Origin of the sequence: Aeromicrobium sp., from assembly GCF_050700635.1 — a bacterium.
GTDB lineage: Bacteria > Actinomycetota > Actinomycetes > Propionibacteriales > Nocardioidaceae > Aeromicrobium.
In genome coordinates this window covers 1-22,245 of the sequence record NZ_JBOHDT010000068.1, presented here as the reverse complement: position 1 = coordinate 22,245, position 22,245 = coordinate 1, and the positions used below count along the sequence as shown (strand labels likewise).

21 protein-coding genes are annotated in these 22,245 nt (G+C 68.6%); 11 read left to right on the top strand and 10 right to left on the bottom strand.

Going from position 1 to position 22,245, the window contains the following annotated elements; translation table 11 throughout:
* Window positions 1-800: 800 nt before the first annotated feature.
* The gene (locus ACRDPN_RS05025) at window positions 801-1,574 is read left to right on the top strand and encodes a CPBP family intramembrane glutamic endopeptidase (RefSeq protein ID WP_431446273.1); all 774 of its coding nucleotides are present in this window, start codon (window positions 801-803) and stop codon (window positions 1,572-1,574) included.
* Window positions 1,575-1,637: 63 nt separating this feature from the next.
* Here ACRDPN_RS05025 and ACRDPN_RS05020 read toward each other — a convergent pair whose 3' ends face one another.
* The 4 genes from ACRDPN_RS05020 to ACRDPN_RS05005 form a co-directional block, all read right to left on the bottom strand.
* On the bottom strand, window positions 1,638-2,549 hold the full coding sequence (locus ACRDPN_RS05020) for an Abi-alpha family protein (RefSeq protein ID WP_431446272.1): 912 nt from the start codon (window positions 2,547-2,549) through the stop codon (window positions 1,638-1,640).
* Entirely contained in the window at window positions 2,542-3,831 is a 1,290-nt protein-coding gene (locus ACRDPN_RS05015; RefSeq protein WP_431446271.1) for a hypothetical protein, read from the bottom strand. The genes ACRDPN_RS05020 and ACRDPN_RS05015 overlap by 8 nt, the downstream gene beginning before the upstream one ends.
* An 86-nt stretch (window positions 3,832-3,917) precedes the next feature.
* Entirely contained in the window at window positions 3,918-5,123 is a 1,206-nt protein-coding gene (locus tag ACRDPN_RS05010) for a hypothetical protein (protein WP_431446270.1), read from the bottom strand.
* A 48-nt stretch (window positions 5,124-5,171) separates the two neighbouring features.
* On the bottom strand, window positions 5,172-5,804 hold the full coding sequence (locus ACRDPN_RS05005) for a hypothetical protein (RefSeq protein WP_431446269.1): 633 nt from the start codon (window positions 5,802-5,804) through the stop codon (window positions 5,172-5,174).
* 144 nt (window positions 5,805-5,948) lie between these two features.
* Between ACRDPN_RS05005 and ACRDPN_RS05000 the strand changes: the two genes are divergently transcribed.
* Both ACRDPN_RS05000 and ACRDPN_RS04995 read left to right on the top strand, forming a co-directional pair.
* Entirely contained in the window at window positions 5,949-7,064 is a 1,116-nt protein-coding gene (locus ACRDPN_RS05000; RefSeq protein ID WP_431446268.1) for a sensor histidine kinase, read from the top strand.
* The gene (locus tag ACRDPN_RS04995) at window positions 7,061-7,738 is read left to right on the top strand and encodes a response regulator (RefSeq protein WP_431446267.1); all 678 of its coding nucleotides are present in this window, start codon (window positions 7,061-7,063) and stop codon (window positions 7,736-7,738) included. The genes ACRDPN_RS05000 and ACRDPN_RS04995 overlap by 4 nt, the downstream gene beginning before the upstream one ends.
* Here the strand turns inward: ACRDPN_RS04995 and ACRDPN_RS04990 are convergent.
* Window positions 7,704-8,423 (bottom strand): helix-turn-helix transcriptional regulator, encoded by a 720-nt coding sequence (locus ACRDPN_RS04990; protein WP_431446266.1) that lies wholly within the window; start codon window positions 8,421-8,423, stop codon window positions 7,704-7,706. The two genes, ACRDPN_RS04995 and ACRDPN_RS04990, sit on opposite strands and share 35 nt — an antisense overlap.
* 90 nt (window positions 8,424-8,513) lie before the next feature.
* Between ACRDPN_RS04990 and ACRDPN_RS04985 the strand changes: the two genes are divergently transcribed.
* From ACRDPN_RS04985 to ACRDPN_RS04955, 7 genes are all read left to right on the top strand, one after another.
* Window positions 8,514-8,930, top strand: coding sequence for a hypothetical protein (locus tag ACRDPN_RS04985; RefSeq protein ID WP_431446265.1), 417 nt, complete (start codon window positions 8,514-8,516; stop codon window positions 8,928-8,930).
* On the top strand, window positions 8,930-9,523 hold the full coding sequence (folE, locus tag ACRDPN_RS04980; RefSeq protein WP_431446264.1) for a GTP cyclohydrolase I FolE: 594 nt from the start codon (window positions 8,930-8,932) through the stop codon (window positions 9,521-9,523). The genes ACRDPN_RS04985 and folE overlap by 1 nt, the downstream gene beginning before the upstream one ends.
* Window positions 9,524-9,538: 15 nt before the next feature.
* A complete protein-coding gene (locus ACRDPN_RS04975) occupies window positions 9,539-10,762 on the top strand; it encodes an NAD(P)/FAD-dependent oxidoreductase (protein WP_431446263.1) in 1,224 nt (407 codons plus the stop codon).
* Window positions 10,755-10,907, top strand: coding sequence for a hypothetical protein (locus tag ACRDPN_RS04970; protein WP_431446262.1), 153 nt, complete (start codon window positions 10,755-10,757; stop codon window positions 10,905-10,907). The genes ACRDPN_RS04975 and ACRDPN_RS04970 overlap by 8 nt, the downstream gene beginning before the upstream one ends.
* A 50-nt stretch (window positions 10,908-10,957) precedes the next feature.
* Window positions 10,958-13,237 carry a phosphoribosylformylglycinamidine synthase subunit PurL gene (gene purL / locus ACRDPN_RS04965; RefSeq protein ID WP_431446261.1) on the top strand — a complete coding sequence of 760 codons (2,280 nt, stop codon included), beginning with the start codon at window positions 10,958-10,960 and terminating at the stop codon, window positions 13,235-13,237.
* On the top strand, window positions 13,222-13,575 hold the full coding sequence (locus tag ACRDPN_RS04960) for a sterol carrier family protein (protein WP_431446260.1): 354 nt from the start codon (window positions 13,222-13,224) through the stop codon (window positions 13,573-13,575). Before purL ends, ACRDPN_RS04960 begins: the two co-directional genes overlap by 16 nt.
* A 71-nt stretch (window positions 13,576-13,646) precedes the next feature.
* Window positions 13,647-14,960 (top strand): MFS transporter, encoded by a 1,314-nt coding sequence (locus ACRDPN_RS04955; protein ID WP_431446259.1) that lies wholly within the window; start codon window positions 13,647-13,649, stop codon window positions 14,958-14,960.
* On the opposite strand, the gene ACRDPN_RS04950 is transcribed toward ACRDPN_RS04955, so the two are convergent.
* The 5 genes from ACRDPN_RS04950 to ACRDPN_RS04930 all read right to left on the bottom strand — a co-directional run bounded on the left by ACRDPN_RS04950 (window position 14,922) and on the right by ACRDPN_RS04930 (window position 20,647).
* Entirely contained in the window at window positions 14,922-16,238 is a 1,317-nt protein-coding gene (locus tag ACRDPN_RS04950) for a glycoside hydrolase domain-containing protein (RefSeq protein WP_431446258.1), read from the bottom strand. The genes ACRDPN_RS04955 and ACRDPN_RS04950 overlap by 39 nt on opposite strands.
* A gap of 56 nt (window positions 16,239-16,294) precedes the next feature.
* Window positions 16,295-17,860, bottom strand: a complete 1,566-nt coding sequence (locus tag ACRDPN_RS04945; RefSeq protein ID WP_431446257.1) for a long-chain-fatty-acid--CoA ligase — start codon at window positions 17,858-17,860, stop codon at window positions 16,295-16,297.
* Window positions 17,861-17,913: 53 nt separating this feature from the next.
* A complete protein-coding gene (locus tag ACRDPN_RS04940) occupies window positions 17,914-18,789 on the bottom strand; it encodes a hypothetical protein (RefSeq protein WP_431446256.1) in 876 nt (291 codons plus the stop codon).
* A 174-nt stretch (window positions 18,790-18,963) separates the two neighbouring features.
* Window positions 18,964-19,842: a hypothetical protein gene (locus ACRDPN_RS04935; RefSeq protein WP_431446255.1), complete on the bottom strand. Its 879-nt coding sequence runs from the start codon at window positions 19,840-19,842 to the stop codon at window positions 18,964-18,966.
* Between the two features lie 121 nt (window positions 19,843-19,963).
* A complete protein-coding gene (locus tag ACRDPN_RS04930) occupies window positions 19,964-20,647 on the bottom strand; it encodes a ZIP family metal transporter (RefSeq protein WP_431446254.1) in 684 nt (227 codons plus the stop codon).
* 31 nt (window positions 20,648-20,678) lie between these two features.
* Between ACRDPN_RS04930 and purF the strand changes: the two genes are divergently transcribed.
* Window positions 20,679-22,184, top strand: a complete 1,506-nt coding sequence (gene purF, locus ACRDPN_RS04925; RefSeq protein ID WP_431446253.1) for an amidophosphoribosyltransferase — start codon at window positions 20,679-20,681, stop codon at window positions 22,182-22,184.
* Window positions 22,185-22,245 lie beyond the last annotated feature (61 nt).

Sequence of the window (22,245 nt, the reverse complement as noted above, 5' to 3'; positions counted from 1 at the left end):
CCGCAATTGACGAACGCGGAGGTCAGCGGAGTGAGGCTCCCTCCCAACGGACCGGTGTCGCCGGATAGCCCGTCCGGAAGCCGTCCCGGGACGCGGGGCATACGGACAGATGCCGAGCAAGACTCAGGGCGGGAGGCTGAGAACGATTGCCCTGGTTGAGCCAAGCCTGGCAGACGCCTAGTGGGGTTTGGTCGTCCTTGGCGTAGCGCTCGGCCCGGTCGAGCGCGGCGCTGCACGAGAGCGACACCTGTAGGCCAGTTGTAGGCAAAGTCGGCACGGACCCGCTGGGACGTCGGTGGACGTTCGTGGAACCGAAAAGTGCTTCTGAACTGTGCGTTCACCCGAACTGCGAGCGTGAAGCAAGACCCGAGAACGCCCGCAGGTGTAAGGGACTGCTGCACGGTAGGTGACATCTGATCTGTGGTGCGGGAGGTGCGCTGGAAGGATGTGCACCTCACGACCAAGACGTTCAAGGTCACCAACATCTGAGGCGGACGGGCCTGCCGCCGAAAGAAGGCCTGGTAACGATGTTGCATGTGCCGATAATGACTTCCGGGACCTGAGTCTGAACGACGACGAGTTGCGTCCGAAACCCGATCGCGCTGCCCCGAAGCGCACCGACGGCAACTCGAAGGGCTTGGCTGCCTGCCCCTCGACGTGCGTGGTGCACCGCGACTACGCTGGCGATGTCTCTGGTTTCCGCAATAGCCAATTGTGGGTGGGCGCACAGATGATCGTTTCTTCGATCCGAGCGCGACGATCGGCATCATCGCCGGGTTCTTAGACACGAGGCGAGGACTATGTCGGCGCTCGATCAGGAAGTCGATCGGTATGAAGCCGTAAGGCAGTACTCCCTACGAGAGGTCCTCGTCGTGTGGGCCGCCGCCGCCGTCCCGATGGGGTTGCTTGCATGGGTCGTCGCGCCCTGGCTCGAAGGCCAGCTCGGGGGCGAGGAGCCCCTTGCTCAGGCGCTGCTTATCCTCCTTACGGCGGGGCTCGTCTGGCAATTCATGCTTGTCCTGATCCTCCTCAGGCGGGAACTGGGGTCACTCGAATGGTTGCGGGTGCGCGACGCACTTTGGCTCCGGCCGCCGCGAGATCCGAAGACAGGACGCGTCGGGGGAAGGGTCTGGTGGTGGGTGCTGCTTTTCGTCGTCCTTGGTGCCGTGTGGGCGCTAGTGCCCGCGATCCCCGGGCCGTCCGACAGAGATTTCGCTGATTTCCTCGGCTCCGACCGCGGAGCTGATTTCTTCAGCGGCGCGTGGGGCTGGTTCGCGGTCATCGTCGTGTTCACCGTGTTCAACACCGTGCTCGGCGAGGAACTTCTCTTCCGGGGGCTGCTGTTGCCCCGTATGCGAGCCGTCTTCGGCAGGGGCGACTCGGTCGCCAATGGGGTGCTGTTCACCGTCTATCACCTGCACGTGCCGTGGGTCATCCCGGCCACTTTGGTGGAGGGGATCTTCCTCGAGGCCTATCCGTCGCGGCGGTTCCAAAGCGCGTGGGTGGGTATCATGGTGCACTCGCTCCAGAGCGTGTTCGTGATCGCCATCGTCCTCGTCCTCGTGCTCAAATAGTGCCGTACTGCCCGGTCCAGGACCGGTAGCGCTTCACGGGCAGGCGCACGTTTCAACGAGGACTCATGAGTCGGCGAGGATGGGCGGCGCCACCGAGTCGTCGTCCGCCGGCTGGGCGTGCTTGGGAAGGTTGGCGATGTCGATGGCGTCGAGCACCAGGCAGGCTCGGCAGAAGTCCTCGCCGAACGGGGTCAGGTGGATCGATCGCCGCACGATCTTGGCGTAGCGAACGGAGTGCATGGCCTCCAGCACGTCGGGCTGGGCCTCGACGACCTGGTACTGGTGGACGTCGCGCAGGGTCTCGCGGGAGAACCAGACGAGCCCGAGGCGGAACAGGTTGTTGAGGTAGGCCGGGACCTGGTCGGTGTAACGCAGCCCGGCGCGGGAGCCGATCATGGTCAGGCCCGGAGCGATCAGGTGCGAGCTGAGGATTCCGATGGGGCCGCCGGTCCGGACGTCGACGCTCGGCTGGGGTCCCTTGCTCAGGAGCAGCATCAGCACGCGCCCCTCGTCGGGGGCCAGCTCGCTCAGGATGCGCTCGTAGGCCGGATGCGCCTGCTCGTCGTTCCAGACGTCGCGGGAGCGGCGGATCAGGTCGGCGCCGCTCTCCTTCAGGCTCTGCAGGCCGAGCTGTGGCGGGCTTGCCAACGGACCTGCGACCAGGCTGCGGAAGACCTTGGTCGCGGCGTTCAGGACCTCGTTCGACGACCGTGCCTCCTCGAACCGGCGGGTCACGCCGCTGATCGCCGCCAGCTCGCGCGCGGTCCGCTCGAGGTCGCGGGCCAGGCCGCGGGCCGGTTCCGGTGTCACGGCATCGACGATGCGACGTCCGGTGCGCAGGTACGTGCGGACGCCCCATCCCGCCGTCTGCAAGGTCGCCGACGCGGCGAGGCGCAACGCCGCGGCCAGCTCGTCGGTCTCGAAGGTCGCCGCTGGATCGTCGGGACCGGGGCCGGGATCGTGGAGGTCAGCCACCGGAGACCCCGAAGATCGCCAGGTGGAGGAAGCCGCCGGCCAGGCCCATGATCGCCCCGTGCGCGTAGAGCATCCACTCATCCTCCTTGATCGCCGAGCGCAGCATCTCGACGAAGTCCCTGTACGGCAGCTCCTTGGTGCGCGACGCGAACAGGACGCGGATCTTGTCGCTCTGTCGTTTCGAGAACGCCGGGTCGCGGAAGGGGGTGATCGTGCGATCGACGGCCTCGGAGGCGAAGGAGTCGCGAATCGAGTCGAACTCGCGGCCGCCGACGGCGACCCGCGCGGCTGCCCGGGCAGGTCCCGCGGCGCGGTCGATCGCAGGACGCATCGCGCTCGCCAGCATCTGGCGGGTGCGGTCGCCGCGCGGACCGTCCATCAACGTGGTGCCGATGTTCTCGAGGGTGACCACGTCGTCGGCGATGATGCCCGCGTAGACCTCGGCCACCTCGGGTTGCCGGCGCAGGAACAGGCCGTGCATCGTGAACGGGCCGTACTTCTTCGGCTCGACGGGCTCGAAGATGAGCTTCATGCCGAGCAGGTTCGTGGTCCACCCGACGACCACACCGAGGATCGGCAGGAGCCACCATTGGTGGAGCGTGACGTCGATGAGCGCGACCGGGATGCCGAGCAGGAAGCCGAACACGAACCCGACGTTGACCATCAGGCGCAGCTCCTTCTTGCCGATGTCGCGGAAGATCCGGACGACGAGGTCCGGGTTCTTCTCGAAGTGGTCGATGACCATCAGCTTCGGATCGAGGAGCTGGTCGATGTGGACGCCGATCTCGTCGGTGATGCCCTTGACGATCCCCGGCAGCTGTTGCTTGACCCGGTCGTAGACGGCCTGCTTGATGCGCGGCGGCAGGTTGTCCCACAGGTCGGGCTGCTCCTTGCGCATGACGCCGTCGACGACCTCGGGGATCTGCGGCTCGAACATCAGGACGATGTGCTCGGCGATCTGGTCGGGCTCCAGCTGTTGGTAGAACTCGGCTGGCGTCCCGAGCTTCGAGATCGCCTTGTCGGAGGCGATCGACCCCATCTTCGCGGCGCGTGCAGGGACGATGCCCTGCCAGCCCACGCGGCCTTCCATGATCCCGGGAATCTCCTGGATCTTGCGCGGCACGAGGGTGGCCAGCTCCTTCAGGCCGGGGACCTCGAAGCCGTGGAACCTGATGGGGCTGAAGAGCATGATGAGCCCGGTCCAGTTGATCAGCCATCCGATGACGGCCGTGAAAACCGGAATCGACGCGAACGCGACCCAGTCGAAGCCTTCACCCACCATGGCCTCCAGGGACTGCGATCAGAACGTTTGCGGCAGCGTATCCCAGGAGCGCCACGGACCCTGCGTTTCCCTGATCGGTCCTCCGGCTACGGACTCCCCGGCGTCGGGGGTCGCCCGGGCAGGGCGACATTGCGGCCGCCTGCGCCGCCGGCGCCGAGTCGAGGCTCATACTCCGGCGCGAGCGGGCCCTGCCGGAAACGGGTCGCGAGCTCCAGGGCCGGGTCTTCCCCCTCGTTCATCGCGACGCAGGGTGCCAGGAAGACACAGCTCGGGCAGTGCGACGGCGACGAGGTGGGATACACCGACAGGCCCGGGTCGAGCATGTCCAGGACCTCGGCGCCGATCTGCCTGGCGGCCGACTCGATCTCGGCGCGACGACGCCGGATCCGGGTGCGCCGCAATGGGCCGGCTACCTCCTGGTGGATCGGCTGCCCGCTCGCCGGGCGTCCTTCCACCCGATCGGCCCGCTCGGACTGCGGGAGCAACCGACCGCCGCCGCTGGGCTCGTTCTGCGAAAGGCCGCCTCGTCCGGGGCGCCCGGTGCGGGTCTGGGTGGGCGACTTCTCGGGGGCATCGGGCGGCGTTCGCAGCAGCTCGTCGTGGATCGTTCCGGCCACCTGCATGCCCAGGAAGGTCTGCTCCCAGGCCCAGCACGCGGCGACGACGGCCTCGTCGAGGAGCAGCGACTCGCCGCCACTCCACTCGGGCACGACGGAGTGGGTCACCACCCAGTACTCGTCGTTGGCGTCGGCCGCGACCATCTCCACCCGGTCGGCGTAGAGCACCCGCTCCCCGCTCCTGGTCGACAGCGCCTGATCGGAAGTCCTGATGTCCGGGACGAGAGCCTCGACGTCGGTCTCGATCTTCAGGGGTGCGAAGTCGTCGACGCTCGGCGCCCAGGCGAAGTACCGCTCGAGCAGCTCCGTGCCGAGATCGAGATCGGCCATGCGGTGCTCGGACGGCGGGGCCGCCGCGATCGAACGCATGAAGGCCTTGCGCACCAGCGGCAGGACGGTGGCGCTCTGCCACTCCCACATCCCCGGGTAGTAGTAGACGGCCAGGGCGTCGCGAACGGCGCGAGTCAGGTCGAAGGGTTCGGGGTCCAGCGGCTGGAGTCGCTGTCGGGTGATCGCGCCGAGGTCCCACTGCCGGCGGCAGCGCTTGAACGACGCCCGCCCCTCCGCCGAGACCCGATAGTCCATTGGCTGCAGCCCGCTCAGTGCGATGTCCTCAGACGCGTTCGTCGCGTCGGATCCATCTTGCGACTCGTCGCCGCAGATGTACATCCGCACGGCGACGGCTCGGGCTGACCCGGACCATCGCCGTGCCGAGGCAAGCCGTCAGTGATGGGCCTCCTTCATGGGCGACGCGAATGCACCGGCGATGCCCATCCAGACTGGGATGGCCATGGCCGCCGCCCACGTCGTCATCGGAAACACGGTGGCCACGGCCAGCACGATCGCGAGGATCCGCAGCGGCTTCGGCACCGCATCCTTCGCGTACGAGGCCGCGACAACCAGCACGAGCCCCGGCGCGAAGCGGGCGAGGTCGAGCGCGTTCGCGACCACGAGCCCGGCCTCGGCCAGACCTGCCGACGGCGAGTCGACGGTGAAGGAACCGACGGACGCCACGGCGGTGAATGCGGAGTTGTACGCGACCAGCAGCACCGCGATCGCCACGCCGCTTCCGCCGATGAGCTGGCCTGCCATGCCGCCGACCCGGCGCGCGAGCCGAACGGCAGCGAAGATCAGGGCTGCTCCCGCGTAGACGGAGATGATCGACAGGAGCTGCAGCCGGCCGGTGTTGTCGATCGCGCGCTCGGTGATCGCTTGGCCGTCGGTGCCGGCGAACGTGTTGCCGATCACCGGGATGGTGGCTGCGGCGAGAACGGCGCCGAGCAGACAGACGGCCACGGCCGTCATGGTGGACTTCGAACGGTGCGTCTGCACCGCATCCTGCTGGTGCACGGTCATGTCTTCTCCTTGGTGTGGTGGCGGGTCGGTCCCGCTGCCACCGACGCTAGGAAGCCGGACGGGTTCTTCGGATCTGTCGTGCGGCCAGACCGTCTCTGCCTCAAGACAGAGGTCGGGGCGGCTCGGCACTCCTATGCTCGATCCATGAGAAAGCTGTCGTCGACCTGGTGGGATGTCGCAGTCGCGGTCGTCCTGACCCTGGCGACGCAGCTGGAGCTCGTCCTCGCGGCGGACCGCGTCGAGGGGAGCCTGCTCGTCCAGCACGTCGTCTTCGCGGTCGCCACCGCCTGTGTCGCGCTACGGCGGCGTGCGCCGCTCCTCGGATGCCTTGTCTTCGCTGTGGCCTTTACGCTCCAGACCCTCGAGGGCGAGGCGCCGGTTGTCGGCGGGTTCCTGGCGATGCTGATCCTCCTCGTGTCGCTGGGCTTCCACGCGACCTGGCGCAAGGGCGTCGTCGGCGTGCTGGCGATCGCAGGCGCTGCCCTCTCCTACGACTTCCTGGCCGACGAGTTCGTCCTCGCCGACTTCCTTGGCAACGCCGGCATCGTCCTGATGGCGTGGGGCCTGGCCGTCGCGCTCCGCGTCGCCACCGACCGCCGCATAGCCGCCGAGGTGGCCAAGGATCGCTTCGCCCGCGAAGAGGTGGCCGCCGAGCGCGGCCGGATCGCGCGCGACCTTCACGACTCCGTGGCCCACGGTCTGACCCTGATGACCCTCCAGGCCGGCGCCGCCCGCGAGCGCGCCACCGAGGAGTCCGTCGTCGGCGCCCTGAGACTCATCGAGGACGGCGGCCGGGCCGCATTGGCCGACATGCACCGCTTCCTGCAGCTCGTGGGAGACGACGGCGATCCGGGTTCCGCTCCCGGACTTCAGCACCTGGAGGAGATGGTCGACCGGGTGCGGGCCGGTGGTCTGGACGTCCGGCTGTTCCTGGATCGCGACCTCGGTGGTGTCGCCGGCGGCGTCTCCTCGACCGTCTACCGCATCGTCCAGGAGGCGCTGACGAACACCGTCAAGCACGCCGGGGCTACGCACGCGGAGGTCTCGATCGCTGCCGAGGACGGCACCTTGGTCGTCGAGGTCACCGACAACGGCCGAGCTAGGGCACTGAACGGCTCCACTGCCGGTTCCGGTCGGGGCGTCGAAGGGATGCGACGGCGGGCCGAGCTCTTCGACGGCACGTTGACGACGGGCCGGACGGGCGACGGCGGCTGGAGCGTCATGGCCCGCCTGCCGCTCGACGGAGCCGGGGCGAGGTGACCGCGGTCCGCGTCACCCTCGCCGACGACGAGCCACTCGTCCTAGGGGGCCTCCGCATGGTGCTGGACGTCGATCCGGAGATCGAGATAGTCGGCGAGGCGACCGACGGTGTCGCCGCCGTCCAGCTGATCCGCGACACCCGTCCCGACCTGGCGCTGGTCGACATCCGGATGCCTCGGCTGGACGGCATCGACGTGGTGCGCGCCGTGATGGGTGACCCGACGTTGTCCGACACCAAGGTCGTGGTCCTCACCACGTTCGCCGACGACACGTACCTCGTCGACGCCGCTCGGGCCGGTGCGTCCGGCTACCTGCTCAAGAGCATGCCGCCCGAGGACATCCGCGCCTCCGTACACGCCGCTGTCCGGGGTGAGACGGCACTCGCGCCGACGATCGTGCGACGGCTCCTCGACGAGTACGCCGACCGTGCCGTGGTGCGGGACGAGCGACTCGACCGTCTCACTGAACGCGAGTCCGACGTGTTGAAGCAGGTGGCGCTGGGGCGGTCGAACCAGGAGATCGCCAACGCCCTCTTCGTGAGCGAGGGCACGGTCAAGACACACGTCGCCGCCGTCCTGCGCAAGCTCGACCTGCGCGACCGCACCCAGGCGGCCGTCGCCGCGTACGAGCTGGGGCTGGTCAAACCCGGCCAGGACGGCGCTTCGCGAGGGTGACGCAGCAGCGGTCCTCGGCCGGATCGAGATGCGCCTCGATCTTCCCCGTGGCGATCTCGTCGACGAGGCCCTCGATGAGGGACAGGTTCATCTGGCAGACCAGATCCGTGTGGGACGCCGCCAAGGCGTGGAACGGGCAGTTGCCGAGTGTCGCGCCGCGACGTTCGATCCGTGGTTCGTAACCGTGCTCGGCGAGGGCGGCGCAGGCGATGCCGAGAGCATCGGCCCCCTTCTTGTCCGACCCGCGCGGCTGGGCCGTCGCACGGGCCGCCTGGCCGAGTGTTCTGCCGTGCTCGGAGGCGACGTGACTGAGCGCCTCGAGCACCGGCGTGCCACTTCGACCCGACTCGGCGATGGCCTCGGCCATCAGCCGGCCGGCCAACTCGTACTCCCGCCCGGGGAGTGACACGGCGATCTCACGGGTGGCGCGGCGGTAGAGCTTGGACGGCCGCCCGGCGCCCGGCCCGCTTCGTCCGGAGAGTCGGGCGAACTCGACGTCCAGCAGTCCATCGTGCGCGAGCCGTTCGAGGTGGAACTTGGCCCGGTGGAGCGGCAGGTCGAGCGCTTCAGCGGCCTCGCCGCGACCCACGGCATGGTCCTGGGCACACACGTAGACATAGAGGTCGCGTCGCAGTGGATCGGCCAGCGCGCCGATGCCGGCGGCCTGCTCGAGGAAATCGCTCACGGGCCCTCTCCTCTAAAAGACGCTTCGGTTGACGAAAGAACTGGATCGTTCTAATGTTCAAAGTACTGCACTTTAGACAAGGAGACCACCATGAGCACCACCAAAGCGTCCAGCGCCGCACTCGAGACGAGAGCCTTCCAGCTGCTGCGCACCGTCTTCGTGATCGCGCCGATCGCCTTCGGCCTCGACAAGTTCACCAACCTCCTCACCGACTGGACGATCTACCTCGCGCCATGGATCAACGACATCGTCCCGGGCAACGCGGAGCAGGCCATGTACGCGGTCGGTGTCGTCGAGATCGCGGCCGGATTTCTGGTCGCCGTCGCCCCTCGCTTCGGCGCCTTCGTCGTGGCGGCCTGGCTGCTCGGCATCATCGTCAACCTGCTCACGCTCGGTGACTTCTACGACATCGCCCTCCGTGACTTCGGGCTGCTCGTGGGCGCCCTGGCTCTCGGACTGCTGGCCCAAGCACGTTGGGTGTCGCAGCGGGCGAACGAGCTGTCCTGATGGAGAACCTCCTGGTCGCCGTCCCGGACACGATTCCGGGCGCGGCGCCGGATGAGGACGCAGCGGTCGAGCATGCGCGGAGCTTCCTCCACGCCCTCGGAGTCCCTTGCGACTCCCCGGGCACCGTGGACACCCCGAGGCGCATGGCCGAGGCCTACGCGGCCCTGCTCTCGGCCCCGGAGTTCGACCCGACCACGTTCCCCAACGACGAGTGCTACGACGAGCTCGTGATCGTGAAGGACATCCCGGTGCGGTCCGTATGCGAGCACCACTTCCTGCCGTTCACCGGCGTCGCCCACGTGGGGTACCTGCCGGGCGACCGGATCCTTGGACTGTCCAAGTTCGCCCGCGTGGTCGAGATGTTCGCCCGCCAGCCACAGGTGCAGGAGCGGTTGACCGTGCAGATCGCGGACTGGCTGGTTGAAAGCCTCGCTCCGCGCGGGGTCGGCGTCGTGATCGAGGCCGAGCACCTGTGCATGACCCTGCGCGGCGTCCAGGCCGCCGGGACGAGCACATCCACGTCAGCGCTCCGCGGGCTGCTGCGCGAGCGCCCGCAGAGCCGCGCGGAGTTCCTTGCGGTTCTACAACGATGAGAGAGTTGTTCCACCATGAATACTGAATCGGACCGGCACACGGACATCGTCATCATCGGAGCCGGGCTGGCCGCCGCGAAGGCCGCCATCGCCCTGCGCGAGAACGGTCACGAGGGCGCGATCACGATCGTCGGCGACGAGGAACATCCTCCGTACGAGCGTCCACCGCTGTCCAAGGGCATGCTCTTGGGCAAGAAGTCCTTCGACGACGCCATCGTCGAGCCGGCCGCCTGGTACGACGAGCACGACGTCCGCCTCCTCACCGGCCGCACCGTCGAGCGTCTCGATCCCGCGGAGCACCGCGTCCATCTGGACGGCGGCGAGGTGCTCGCCTACGACAAGGCGGTGCTCGCCACCGGTGCGCACCCGAGGGTGCTCGACATCCCGGGCGCGGATCTGGCCCGCACGCTGCGCCGGAAGGAGGACAGCGAGGGATTGCTCGAGAGCTTCTCCTCCTCGTCGACGGCGGTCATCATCGGCGGCGGATGGATCGGCCTGGAGGTGGCGGCAGCCGCGCGCGAGGCCGGCGTGAAGGTCACCGTGCTCGAAGCCGCGCCGCTTCCGCTGCAGCATGCTCTGGGCGACGAGATGGCCGGCTACTTCGCCGAGCTGCACCGCAAGCACAGTGTCGACCTGCGCACGTCGGCCGGTGTCGACGCGATCAGCGGCGACGGCCCGTACTCGGTCCACGTGGGCGACGACGTCCTGACGGCCGACCTCGTCCTCATGGGCGTCGGCGCGGCTCCCAACACCCAGCTCGCCGAGGCGGCGGGCCTGACGGTCGACAACGGCGTCGTCGTCGACGAGCGCTTCGCCACCAGCGATCCCGACGTGCTGGCGATCGGCGACGTCGCCAACGCCCGCAACACCGCGCTCGGCGAGCCGGTGCGCGTGGAGCACTGGGACAACGCCATCAAGCAGGGCCAGGCGGTCGCGAAGGCGCTGCTCGGCGAGGACGTCGTCTACGACTGGCAGCCGTACTTCTACACCGACCAGTACGACCTCGGCATGGAGTACGTCGGCCGCGGCGACGCGAACGACGACGTCGTGGTCCGCGGCGACACCGACACCGGCGAGTTCGTCGCGTTCTGGCTGGACGGCGACCGGCTCACCGCCGGCATGAACGTCAACGTCTGGGACGTCAACGACGACATCCGCGCGCTGCTGGGGCGTACCGTTGACCGTGAGCGGCTCGCCGATCCCGGCGTACCGCTGCCGGAGGTGCTCGCCGATGCCTGACACGAAACGCTTCAAGCGGTTGCCCGCACCGGTGCGTCTCGAGGACACCGTCGAGGAGTCCGACACCCGGCCGGTGCCTGACCCCGAGGGTGGCCGCGACACCGACCGCGACTTCCTGTTCCGCTACGGGCTCGGGGGTTTGTGAGCCAGCCACTCGCGTCCGGAACCTTCGTCCGCGCTCGCTAGGCTGAGGCCGTGACGGACACGGTCGAGAAAGCCCTCGCCAACGCCGACGTCGACCAGCCGTGGGCCGAGCTGGGGCTCAAGGCCGACGAGTACGAGCGCATTCGCGAGATCCTCGGCCGCCGTCCCACCTCGGCCGAGCTGGCGATGTACTCGGTGATGTGGAGCGAGCACTGCTCCTACAAGTCGAGCAAGGTTCACCTGAAGAAGTTCGGTGAGCTGCCGCAGGAGACACCGCTCGGCAAGACTCTTGCCGGCATCGGTGAGAACGCCGGCGTCATCGACATCGGCCAGGGCTACGCGGTGACGTTCAAGGTCGAGTCGCACAACCATCCGAGCTACGTCGAGCCGTACCAGGGCGCGGCCACCGGCGTCGGCGGCATCGTGCGCGACATCCTCGCCATGGGTGCCCGTCCGGTCGCGGTCATGGACCCACTGCGGTTCGGGCCGCTCACGGCCGACGACACCCGTCGCGTCATGCCGGGCATCGTGGCCGGCATCGGTGGCTACGGCAACTGCCTCGGACTGCCGAACATCGGAGGCGAGGTCGTGTTCGACCGCAGTTACGTCGGCAACCCGCTGGTGAACGCGCTGTGCGTCGGCGTGCTGCGTCACGAGGACCTTCACCTGGCGCATGCTTCGGGGGTCGGCAACAAGGTCGTGCTCTACGGCGCCCGCACCGGTGGCGACGGCATCGGCGGCGTCAGCGTGCTGGCATCGGAGACTTTCGAAGCCGGCGGACCGGCCAAGCGGCCCAGTGTGCAGGTCGGCGACCCGTTCATGGAGAAGCTGCTGATCGAGTGCACGCTCGAGCTGTTCGGTGCCCGTGTGGTGGGCGGCATCCAGGACCTCGGTGGAGCGGGCCTCTCCTGTGCCACCAGCGAGCTGGCAAGCGCCGGCGACGGCGGAATGCACGTCGAGCTCGACACCGTTCCACTGCGCGACTCCACGCTCTCGCCCGAGGAGATCCTCATGAGCGAGTCGCAGGAGCGCATGATGGCGGTCGTCGAGCCCGGCAACCTGGACGCGTTCATGGGCATCTGCGCCAAGTGGGAGGTCGAGGCCGTGGTGGTCGGCGAGGTCACCGACGGCGACCGGCTGGTCATCGACTGGCACGGCGAGCGCATCGTCGACGTCCCGCCCCGCTCGGTGGCGCACGACGGCCCCACCTACGATCGTCCGTTCGCGCGGCCGGCCACGCAGGACGCGCTGCAGGCCGACGTGGCCGAAGCACTGCCACGACCGGTGACGGGGGACGAGCTCCACGAGACGCTGCTGCGGCTGGTCGGCTCACCCAACCTGGCCGACAAGTCGTGGGTCTCCGACCAGTACGATCGCTACGTCCAGGGCAACACCGTGCTCGCGCAGCCCGAGGACGCCGGCATCATCAGGGTCGACGACGAGAGCCACCTCGGTGTGGCCGTCTCGACCGACTGCAACGGACGCTTCGCCCAGCTCGACCCCTACGCCGGAGCCCAGCTCGCGCTTACGGAGGCTTACCGCAACGTCGCCGTCACCGGGGCTCTGCCGCTCGCCGTCACCGACTGCCTCAACTTCGGCTCTCCGGAGGACCCGGCCGTCATGTGGCAGTTCGAGCAGGCCACGCACGGGCTCAAGGACGCGTGCGCCGAGCTCGGCATCCCGGTCACCGGGGGCAACGTGTCGTTCTACAACCAGACCGGCGAAACCAACATCCTACCGACACCCGTCGTCGGAGTGCTCGGCGTCATCGACGATGTCCGCATCCGCGTCACCCAAGGGTTCTCCCGCGCCGGCGAGCACGTGCTCGTGCTCGGTGAGACGCGCGAGGAGCTGAGCGGCTCCACCTGGGCCGATGTCGTCCACGACCACCTCGGCGGGCTACCGCCGGTCGTCGATCTCGCCGCTGAGCAGGCCCTGGCCGCGCTGCTGCGCGAGGCGGCGCGGCGCGAGTTCCTCTCGGCCGCCCATGACCTCTCCGACGGCGGTCTGGCGATGTCGCTCGTCGAGGGCTGCCTGCGCCACGATGTCGGCGTCCACGTCGAGCTCGATGATCCGTTCGTCGAGCTGTTCAGCGAGTCCTCGGCCCGCGCCCTCGTGGTCGTGGCCGAGGAGCGCCATGACGACTTCGTGGCGCTTGCGGAGGAGCACGGAGTCGAGCTGGCGTCGATCGGACGAACCGGCGGCGACATGCTCGAGGTCGCGGGCCAGTTCAGCGTGTCCGTGGTCGAGCTCCGGGCCGACTGGAGCGCGACACTGCCCGCCGTCCTCGGCCCCACGTTGACCCAGTCGTTGCCGTGGCCCGCCGCCTGACGCTGCTCGACGACGACGAGTTCGCGGCCGTCTGCGCCCGGATCGACGCCGGCAGCACCGATCGCGGCGACCTCCGGGCGGCCACCAAGCACACGCTCGCCCTGTTGCAGCGCAAGGCACCCGGGACGAGTGTCGAGGTGCGGGTGCCGCCGTTCGCCGCCGCCCAGGTCATCGAGGGCCAGCACCACACCCGCGGCAACCCGCCCGCGGTCGTCGAGACGGACCCGCAGACGTGGATCGCCCTCGCCCGCGGCCGAATGTCGTGGGTCGATGCCAAAGTGAAGGCGTCGGGGGAGCGTTCGGACTTGTCCGCCCTCCTCCCGCTCACCGACGTCTGATCATCGCTGCTGCCTTGACCTGAAGGATGGTTGAGGTTCTACCGTTGGTCCGACCCGACGAAGGAGAAACGGTGGCGAGGCGAGTACCCCGAGCACTGCAGCCGTTGCGGCACGAGCCGTACCGGTGGCTGTTCGGCACCCTCGTGGTCTCGATGCTCGAGGCCGGTCTGCTGATCGTCGCGCTGGTCTGGCAGGTCGTGGCGCTCGGTGGAGGTCCCACACATCTGTCGGCGGTCACCAGCGCGAGCGCCGTTGGCATGCTCGTCACAACACTGGTGGGAGGTGCGCTCGCCGACCGGATCCCCCAGAAGTTCATCCTGATCGCGGTCGAGTTGGCGCAGGCCGCGGCGATCGGCGTGGCCGCCGCGTTGTCGATGTCCGGGCTCCTCGAGGTCTGGCACCTCACCGTGGTCGCGCTCATCAGCGGCCTGGCCGCCGGGCTCTACTACCCGGCGTACTCGGCGCTGCTGCCGTCGCTCCTGCCGGCCAAGGACCTGCTCGCGGCCAACGGGCTCGAGGGTGTTCTTCGTCCGACCCTGATGCAGGCGGCCGGGCCTGCCCTGGCCAGTGCCCTGATTGCTCTGTCCTCGCCCGGGCTCGCGCTGCTTGCGGCATCGCTCGCCGCGCTCGGTGCTGCCATGCTCGTGGTCGGCCTGCCCACCACGCCCGTGCGTCGCGAGCTCGTCGACACCGGTCAGAATCAGGTGGTGGCCGTTCTCACCGACGTGCGCGAGGGCTTCGTCTACATGATCCACACACCGTGGCTGCTCGCCACGCTGCTGTACGCGTCGGTGATGATCCTGGTGATGATGGGCCCGTTCGAGGTGCTCGTCCCGTTCTCGATCAAGGACCTGGCCGGCGGAGGTCCCCAGGAGCATGCGTACGTCCTGGCCGCTTTCGGCATCGGTGGGGCGCTCGGCTCGCTCACGGTGGCCTCGTTCCGGCTGCCACGTCGCTACCTGACGGTGATGAACCTGCTGTGGGGCATCGGCTGCATCCCGCTGGTGGTCTTCGGGGTCAGCTCGCAGGTGTGGGTGATGGTCGTCGCCGGGTTCGTCATGGGGGCGATGTTCAACGGCGGCATGGTCATCTGGGGCACGCTCCTGCAGCGACGCGTCCCGCCGGCGCTGCTCGGCCGCGTCTCAAGTCTCGACTTCTTCGTCTCCCTGGCCTTCATGCCGGTGTCGATGGCCGTCGCCGGCCCGGTCAGCGAGCTGATCGGTCTCCGGGCGACGTTCCTCATCGCCGGGCTGGTGCCCACGGTGCTGGCCGTCATCACGATCCTGTGGGCCCGGCTGCTCACCGACGAGATCGAGCATCCGCTCGACGTCGTCGATGCCGACGACTCAGCCGAGCTTGCCGCGCTGCAGGAGCGACCACACTGACGACTCGGTCGTCTCGAAGGACGACAGGCCGTTGGCGCTGCGGTAGCTCTTGACGGCCGACACGGTCTTGCTGTCGTACACGCCGTTGATGTTCACGGTCTTCCCTGCGGCCGTGAGGGCTCGCTGCAGACGCCAGACCGCCGAGCCGACCGATCCGCGCTTGAGGACGCGTGGTGTGGAGCCGGCCGAGAGCAGCGCGGTCCAGGTCGGGCTGGTCGTGTTGCCGGCGGTGGGACTCCAGCCGAGCGACGCCCTGAATGCGTCGATGGCCCTCGACGTGCTTGCGCCGAACGTCCCGTCGACGGTGACCGAGTGACCCTCCTCCTTGAGCAGGCACTGCAGCGCAGAGACTCGGGATCCGGTGTCGCCCTGGTCCAGCCGCGGATAGCTGCTGAACGACATCGCAACCGAGCACGGCTTCGGCTCGCTCCTCGCGACCGAGCCGTTGCCGACGTCCATGAAGTTCTTGTCGATCGTGACGCTGTGGCCGCCGAAGCTCTGCGTGACGTTGTTGTGGTACTGGTGAATCCGCTGGTGGTCGTCCCAGAAGGAGTCGCGCACGTACGGCCCGCCGTCGGTGTTCGCGACCTTGTTCGTCCAGGCGATCCAGATGTGGTCGGGATACGTCATCGAGCGGCCGGACGCCTTCGCGGCGTCGAGAACGGCGATGGCCGCGGAGCCGCTGGAGTAGACGCCGGACTTGAAGCCGGCGTTGTGGAGCTTCTCGGTCCACACGTCGATGAACTCGAGCACGGCGCGGTCGCACGTCGCCGTGCGGGAGTACCACTCGAGGTCGAGGTAGTGGACGGCGCCGGAACCGAAGCCGTACTTCTTCAGGGCCGCGATCCCCTCGGCGGCGTCACTGGCCGCCTGTGAGCGCGCCGTCGAGACGGTGGACGACATCTTCTTCTTCTGCACCCGGCTGTCCGGATTGTTCTTGAAGCACGGCGACTGGTAGCCGACGTGGATCGGGATGAACCGCCAGCCCTTCGACGCGTTCTCCTCGACCCACGAGGCGCTCAGGTTCGGCTGGTACCGGTCGCCGCAGTAGCGCGAGTGGCCGGAGATGTAGATGCCGACCGCAGAGTACGGCGAACGCAGGTTCCAGGCGTCCATGACCTTCTGGCTCGGCGCGGAGCAAGTGTCGAAGCCATACCCGGTGAAGTCGCCGGGCGCAGGCGGGTCGGCAGCAGCTGCTGTCGCGGGAAGGGCAAGGGCCATCACGGTGCCAAGAACGGTGGCGGCCCATGCGGCCCGCGTGGGGGAAGACACGCGCATGCGCCTCAGGTTACGTCCCATTCGTCACATCTGTCCCAGGAATGGGAGAAGGGAATTCAGACCTGACGCTCCGCGTCGGGCCAGTACTGCTTGCGCAGGTCGCGCTTGAGGATCTTGCCGGACGGGTTGCGAGGGAGCGCCTCGACGACGTCGATCGTCTTCGGCGCCTTGTAGTGCGCGAGTCGCTCACGGGCGTACTCGATGAGCTCGTCAGGCTCGACCCTCTGCTCCGGATGGAACGCGACGACCGCCTTGACCGACTCGCCCCAGCGGTCGTCGGGTACGCCGATGACGGCCAGCTCGGCCACCGCGGGGTGCTCGGCCAGCACGCGCTCGACCTCGGGGGAGTACACGTTCTCGCCGCCAGTGATGATCATGTCCTTGACGCGGTCCTCGACGAAGACGAAGCCCTCGTCGTCGAGGCGGCCGACGTCGCCCGTGCGAACCCAGCCATCGTCGGTGATGAGCTCGGCGGTGTCGTCGGGCTTGCCGTGGTAGCCGGGCGTCGACTGCTCGGTGCGGAACCAGAGCTCGCCCGACGTGCCGGTGCCGACGTCCTCGAGCGTCGCCGCATCGACGACACGGACCTCGACGCCCGGGATCGGCTTGCCGGCAGAGACCAGGCGCTCGGGGTGGCCGGTGTCGCGGTGGGCTGCGTCGTCGAGGATCGTGACGACGCCACCGAACTCGGTCATCCCGTAGACCTGCATGAACTTGGTGTTCGGCCACGCCTCCAGCGCCGCGCGCAGGATCGGCAGCGGCATGGGCGCGGCGCCGTAGGCGAACGCCTTGAGGCGGCTGAACAGTCCCATCGCCTCGGGCCCGGCCTGGATCAGCGCGGCCACAACCGCTGGAACGAGGAAGGCGTGTGTGGCGCCGGCCATCATCGCCTTCGCCAGCAGCTGGGCGTCGACCTCGGGGATGATGTAGCCGCCGGTGCCGGTGGCGGGGCTGAAGAGTGCGTACGACGACCCGCCGACGTGGAACATCGGCATCGCGATGAGCATCATGTCGCCGTCGCCGTACTCGATGTCGCCCATGGCACTGCCGGTGTGCGTGACCATGTTGTGCTGGGTGAGCACCACGCCCTTGGGCCTGCCGGTGGTGCCGGAGCTGTACATCACCAGGCAGGGGTCGGCGGGTGAGACGTCGTCCTGCCGGTCGATCGGCTCACCAGCGGCGATCCAGGCGTCGAGCTCGTCGTCCTCGCCACCGACGACGATGACCTTGTCGACCTCGGTGAGGCGGTCGCGGATCAGGTCGATGGACGGCATCAGCTCGTGGCCGACGAAGAGCACCCGTGCGCCGGTGTCGTTGATGACGTAGTCGAGCTCGTCGCCGGCGAGCCGCCAGTTGACGATGGCGTTCGCGGCCCCGATCAGGCAGACCGCCTGTGTGGCGGTGAGGATCGCAGGGTTGTTCTTGTCGAGGAACGCGATGCGGTCGCCGTGCTCGACCCCCTCGGCGCGCAGCGCCCCGGCGAACCGGCGGACGTCGTCCCACGCCTGCCCCCACGTCCAGGTGCGGTCGCCGAACGTCCAGCAGTGTCCGTCGGGATCGTGGTCGGCGCGGTACTGGTGGTAATCGCTCAGGTAGGTCGCTTCGGGGACTTCGGCAAGCATCGAGGCTCCTCAGGCGTGATGGGGGTCACGTCAGCGTACAACTGCCCTGACGATCAGAGGCCGGGTGCGAACGGCTCCGTGCCGAGGGCCAGGGCGAGGCGCGACTGACCGTTGGCCCGTGCGTACGCCAGCTCCTTGGCGAGGTCGCCCACGCCGTTCGAGCCGGCGAGTGGGGCGATCTGCACGGTCGAGAGGGTGCCGAGCGCGCGGCCCTGGTCGTCGATGAAGGCGCTGCCCGAGTCGCCCGGGATGCCCGGGGTCGCGGTGTAGACGTCGTGCGACCAGCCCTCGCCCTGGTCTCCGACGCTGGTGCCCTGCTTGGGCGACAGCGGCTCTGCGCCGGCGCGGAGGCTGGAGTTGCCGTAGGAGTAGACCGTGTCACCGATGACAGTGCCGTCGGTGTCGATGCCGGTCGGGCCGCCGTAGAACGGGATGCTCGGGTTGACCTTGGAGACGTCAGCGGCATCGACCTTGACCAAGGCGAAGTCATTGTAGTCGCACGCGTTCGCGTCGGTCTCGTTGTTCTGCTGCATCGCCAGCCACGACGAGTAGACGAGGGTGCCGCCACCAACCCGGTTGCCGTCGCTGACCAGGCTGCCGCCCTCGACGAAGTCGACCTTGGTGCCGAGCGGCAGGGACTCGGCGTCACAGCCGTTGGTTTCGGTGGCTGCACCGGTGCCGGCGCAGTGGGCCGCGTACCCGACGTAGACGGAGCTGCGCTTGGTGAACACGAAGTTGGCGGTGCACTGTGCTCCGTCGGTGTACATCATCGTGCCGGGGTGGATCTGAGCCGTGTCGGCGGGAGCCCACGCAACTGCGGCACTCGGCTTCGGTTTCTTCCCGGCGGTGGCCGTCTCGGCTGAGGCGATGCCGGCGACCACGAGGACTGCGGTGGCGGCGGAGGCGAACAGTGCTCGTGACAAGCGCATGGGGACCCTTCCCGATGGCGCGGCCGACGCCGCGCTAGTGAGATCAACGACATGTCAGCGGTCGGGTTACGCGGGTCATCCAGCGGCAACCGTCACCCGGCAGGAGCGCGACGAGGAAGGGTGCTGGTGGCAAGCCCACAACCACCAGCACCCTTCCGTCAGGCCCCTGGCCGATCAGAGGACGGGTGCGAACGGCTCCGTCCCGTTGGCCAGGGTGAGGCCGGACTGGCCATTCGCCTGGGCGTAGGCCAGCTCCTTGGCGAGGTCGCTCACACCGTTCGAGCCGGCGAGCGGAGCGATCTGGACGGTGGAGAGGGTGCCGAGCGCCCGGCCCTGGTCGTCGATGAACGCGCTGCCCGAGTCGCCCGGGATGCCCGGGGTCGCGGTGTAGACGTCGTGCGACCAGCCCTCGCCCTGGTCGCCGACGCTGCTGCCCTGCTTGGGCGACAGCGGCTCGGCGCCGCCGCGGACGCTGGAGTTGCCGTAGGAGTAGACCGTGTCGCCGACGACGGTTCCGTCGATGTCGATGCCGGTCGGGCCGCCGTAGAACGGGATGCTCGGGTTGACCTTGGAGACGTCAGCGGCATCGACCTTCACTACGGCGAAGTCGTTGTAGTCGCACGCGTTCTGGTCGGACTCGTTCCTCTGCTGCATCGCCAGCCACGACGAGTAGGCGAGTGTGCCGCCACCGACTCGCTTGCCGCCGCTGGCGAGGCTTCCGCCCTCGACGAAGTCGACCCTCGTGCCGAGCGGCAGAGAATCGGCGTCACAGCCGTTCGTTTCGGTGGCTGCACCGGTGCCGGCGCAGTGGGCGGCGTACCCGACATAGACGGAGGTGCCGTTCGTGAACACGAAGTTCGCGGTGCACTGCGCTCCGTCGGTGTACATCATCGTGCCGGGGTGGATCTGCGCCGTGTCAGCCGGGGCCCAAGCCGCGGCCGCCCTGGGCGGTTTGGGACTCTTCCCCGCGGTGGCCGTACCCGCCGAGGCGATGCCGGCGACCACGAGGATCGCGCTGGCGGCGAGCGTGAACAGAGTGCGTGACAAACGCATGAACGTTTACCTCCCGATGGCGCGGCCCAGCGCCGCGTTGACGTGACCAACGACTCCCCATCAGGAGAGTTACGCACATGACGTCACGACGCGCGTGACCAGCGGCGCGGTGTGTCTGCAGCTATCCGAGCTGGAAAGCGACGAGGAAGCCGAGGGCGGTGGCGAGGCCGACCCACCAGCCGCCCTCCTTGTAGGCCTCGGGCATGAGGGTGTCCGCGAGCACGGCGATGGTCGCGCCGCCGGCGAACGCCTGGATGGCCGCGATCGAGGCCGGTCCGATCGAACCCGCGGCCGCGTCCGCCCCGACGGTCACCAGCACCAGCAGCACGCCGGTGGCCACCCAGAGGAGCATCCCTCGTCGTCGCGCCATGCCCATCTCGGTTCGAAGGTAGGCGCCGCTGCCGATTGCCTCAGGGGTGTTGCCCACGGCGATGGCCACGAGGAGGACGAGCCCGCCCTGGTCCATCGAGACGCCGAGGGCGACGTTCTCCGGGACGCCGTCGAGCACCGCCCCGAGGAGGAGGGCCCACCCGACGGCGCTCGCGCCGAGCCGCGTGTCGATGAGGTGACTGGCGACGACGTAGACCGCTGCACCCGCCAGCAGCGACACGCTGGCCAGCGCGGGGGTCATCGATTCGAACGCGGGGCCGAAGAGCTCCTCGCTGACCGCAGCGACCAAGGTGCCGGCCCCGAACGCCATCAACCCGGCCAGCAGGGCCCTCGGCAAGGTCCATCGCAATCCGATCGCCGCGCCCAGCACCAGGGGCACCGCAGTGCCCAGTCCGTACAGCAACGCCGTGACCACAACGGCACGGTAGCGCCCGTACACTGGAAATGTGCCCCGCGGAGACGGTCGTCTGACGAACGACCTCGACCCCCAGGACGTCGGACCCCAGGACGCCTGTGGCGTTTTCGGCGTCTGGGCCCCCGGCGAGGAGGTCGCCAAGCTCACCTACTTCGGCCTCTACGCCCTGCAGCACCGCGGCCAGGAATCGGCCGGCATCGCGGTCAGCAACGGCCAGCAGATCCTCGTCTACAAGGACATGGGCCTGGTCTCGCAGGTCTTCGACGAGGCGACGCTCGAGTCGCTCAAGGGCTCCGTCGCGATCGGCCACTCGCGCTACAGCACCACCGGGTCGAGCGTCTGGCAGAACGCCCAGCCCACGTTCCGTCCCACGTCCGCCGGCTCGGTCGCGCTGGCCCACAACGGCAACCTGACCAACACCCACGACCTCGTCGAGCTCCTCGAGGAGCGCACGGCCGATGCAGTACCTGACCACAAGGGAAACGGAAAGTCAGAGCTGACCACCTCCGACACGGGCGTGATGGCGAGTCTGCTCTCGTCGTTGGACGACCGATCGGTCGAGGAAGCTGCCATCGACGTGCTGCCCCGATTGCGCGGCGCCTTCTCACTCGTCTTCATGGACGAGACCACGCTGTACGCCGCCCGCGACCCGCAGGGCATCCGGCCCTTGGTGCTCGGCCGGCTGGAGCGCGGCTGGGTCATCGCCAGCGAGACGGCTGCACTCGACATCGTCGGCGCGTCCTACATCCGCGAGGTCGAGCCGGGCGAGTTCCTGGCCATCGACGAGAACGGCCTGCGCAGCGAGCGGTTCGCCGAGGCCGCGCCCAAGGGCTGCCTGTTCGAGTACGTCTACCTCGCCCGTCCTGACACCACGATCTCCGAACAGCGCATCTTCACCGTGCGCGCCGAGATCGGCCGCCGGCTCGCCCGCGAGCACCCGGTCGAGGCCGACCTCGTCATTCCGGTGCCGGAGTCCGGCACCCCCGCCGCCATCGGCTACGCCGAGGAGAGCGGCATCCCGTTCGGGCACGGCCTGGTCAAGAACTCCTACGTCGGGCGCACCTTCATCCAGCCGTCGCAGACCATCCGTCAGCTCGGCATCCGGCTCAAGCTCAACCCCCTGCGTGACGTCATCGCCGGCAAGCGACTGGTGGTGGTCGACGACTCCATCGTGCGAGGAAACACTCAACGTTCTCTCGTCGCGATGTTGCGCGAGGCTGGAGCTGCAGAGATTCATGTGCGCATCTCCAGCCCGCCGGTCAAGTGGCCGTGCTTCTACGGCATCGACTTCGCCTCCCGCGCCGAGCTCATCGCGAACGGCATCTCAGTCGACGAGATCCGCCGCTCCATCGGCGCCGACTCGCTGGCCTACGTCGAGCTCGACCAGCTGATCGAGGCCACCAACGTCCCCAAGGACAACTTGTGCCGGGCCTGCTTCGACGGCATCTACCCGATACCGCTGCCCGAGGATGACCTCATCGGCAAGCACCTGCTGGAGAACCCGGGCGAAACATCCCTCACGGTGGTCAATCCGTGACGGACTACGAGTCCGCCGGCGTCTCGATCGAGGCCGGCGACCGCGCCGTCGAGCTGATGAA

Coding starts and splice junctions, on each gene's coding strand:
- ACRDPN_RS05025 (WP_431446273.1), top strand. CDS start 801: ATGTCGGCGCTCGATCAGGAAGTCGATCGGTATGAAGCCGTAAGGCAG.
- ACRDPN_RS05000 (WP_431446268.1), top strand. CDS start 5,949: ATGAGAAAGCTGTCGTCGACCTGGTGGGATGTCGCAGTCGCGGTCGTC.
- ACRDPN_RS04935 (WP_431446255.1), bottom strand. CDS start 19,842: ATGCGTTTGTCACGCACTCTGTTCACGCTCGCCGCCAGCGCGATCCTC.
- ACRDPN_RS04945 (WP_431446257.1), bottom strand. CDS start 17,860: ATGCTTGCCGAAGTCCCCGAAGCGACCTACCTGAGCGATTACCACCAG.
- folE (WP_431446264.1), top strand. CDS start 8,930: ATGGAGAACCTCCTGGTCGCCGTCCCGGACACGATTCCGGGCGCGGCG.
- ACRDPN_RS04970 (WP_431446262.1), top strand. CDS start 10,755: ATGCCTGACACGAAACGCTTCAAGCGGTTGCCCGCACCGGTGCGTCTC.
- ACRDPN_RS05015 (WP_431446271.1), bottom strand. CDS start 3,831: ATGGTGGGTGAAGGCTTCGACTGGGTCGCGTTCGCGTCGATTCCGGTT.
- ACRDPN_RS05005 (WP_431446269.1), bottom strand. CDS start 5,804: ATGACCGTGCACCAGCAGGATGCGGTGCAGACGCACCGTTCGAAGTCC.
- ACRDPN_RS04975 (WP_431446263.1), top strand. CDS start 9,539: ATGAATACTGAATCGGACCGGCACACGGACATCGTCATCATCGGAGCC.
- ACRDPN_RS04985 (WP_431446265.1), top strand. CDS start 8,514: ATGAGCACCACCAAAGCGTCCAGCGCCGCACTCGAGACGAGAGCCTTC.
- ACRDPN_RS04950 (WP_431446258.1), bottom strand. CDS start 16,238: ATGCGCGTGTCTTCCCCCACGCGGGCCGCATGGGCCGCCACCGTTCTT.
- ACRDPN_RS04940 (WP_431446256.1), bottom strand. CDS start 18,789: ATGCGCTTGTCACGAGCACTGTTCGCCTCCGCCGCCACCGCAGTCCTC.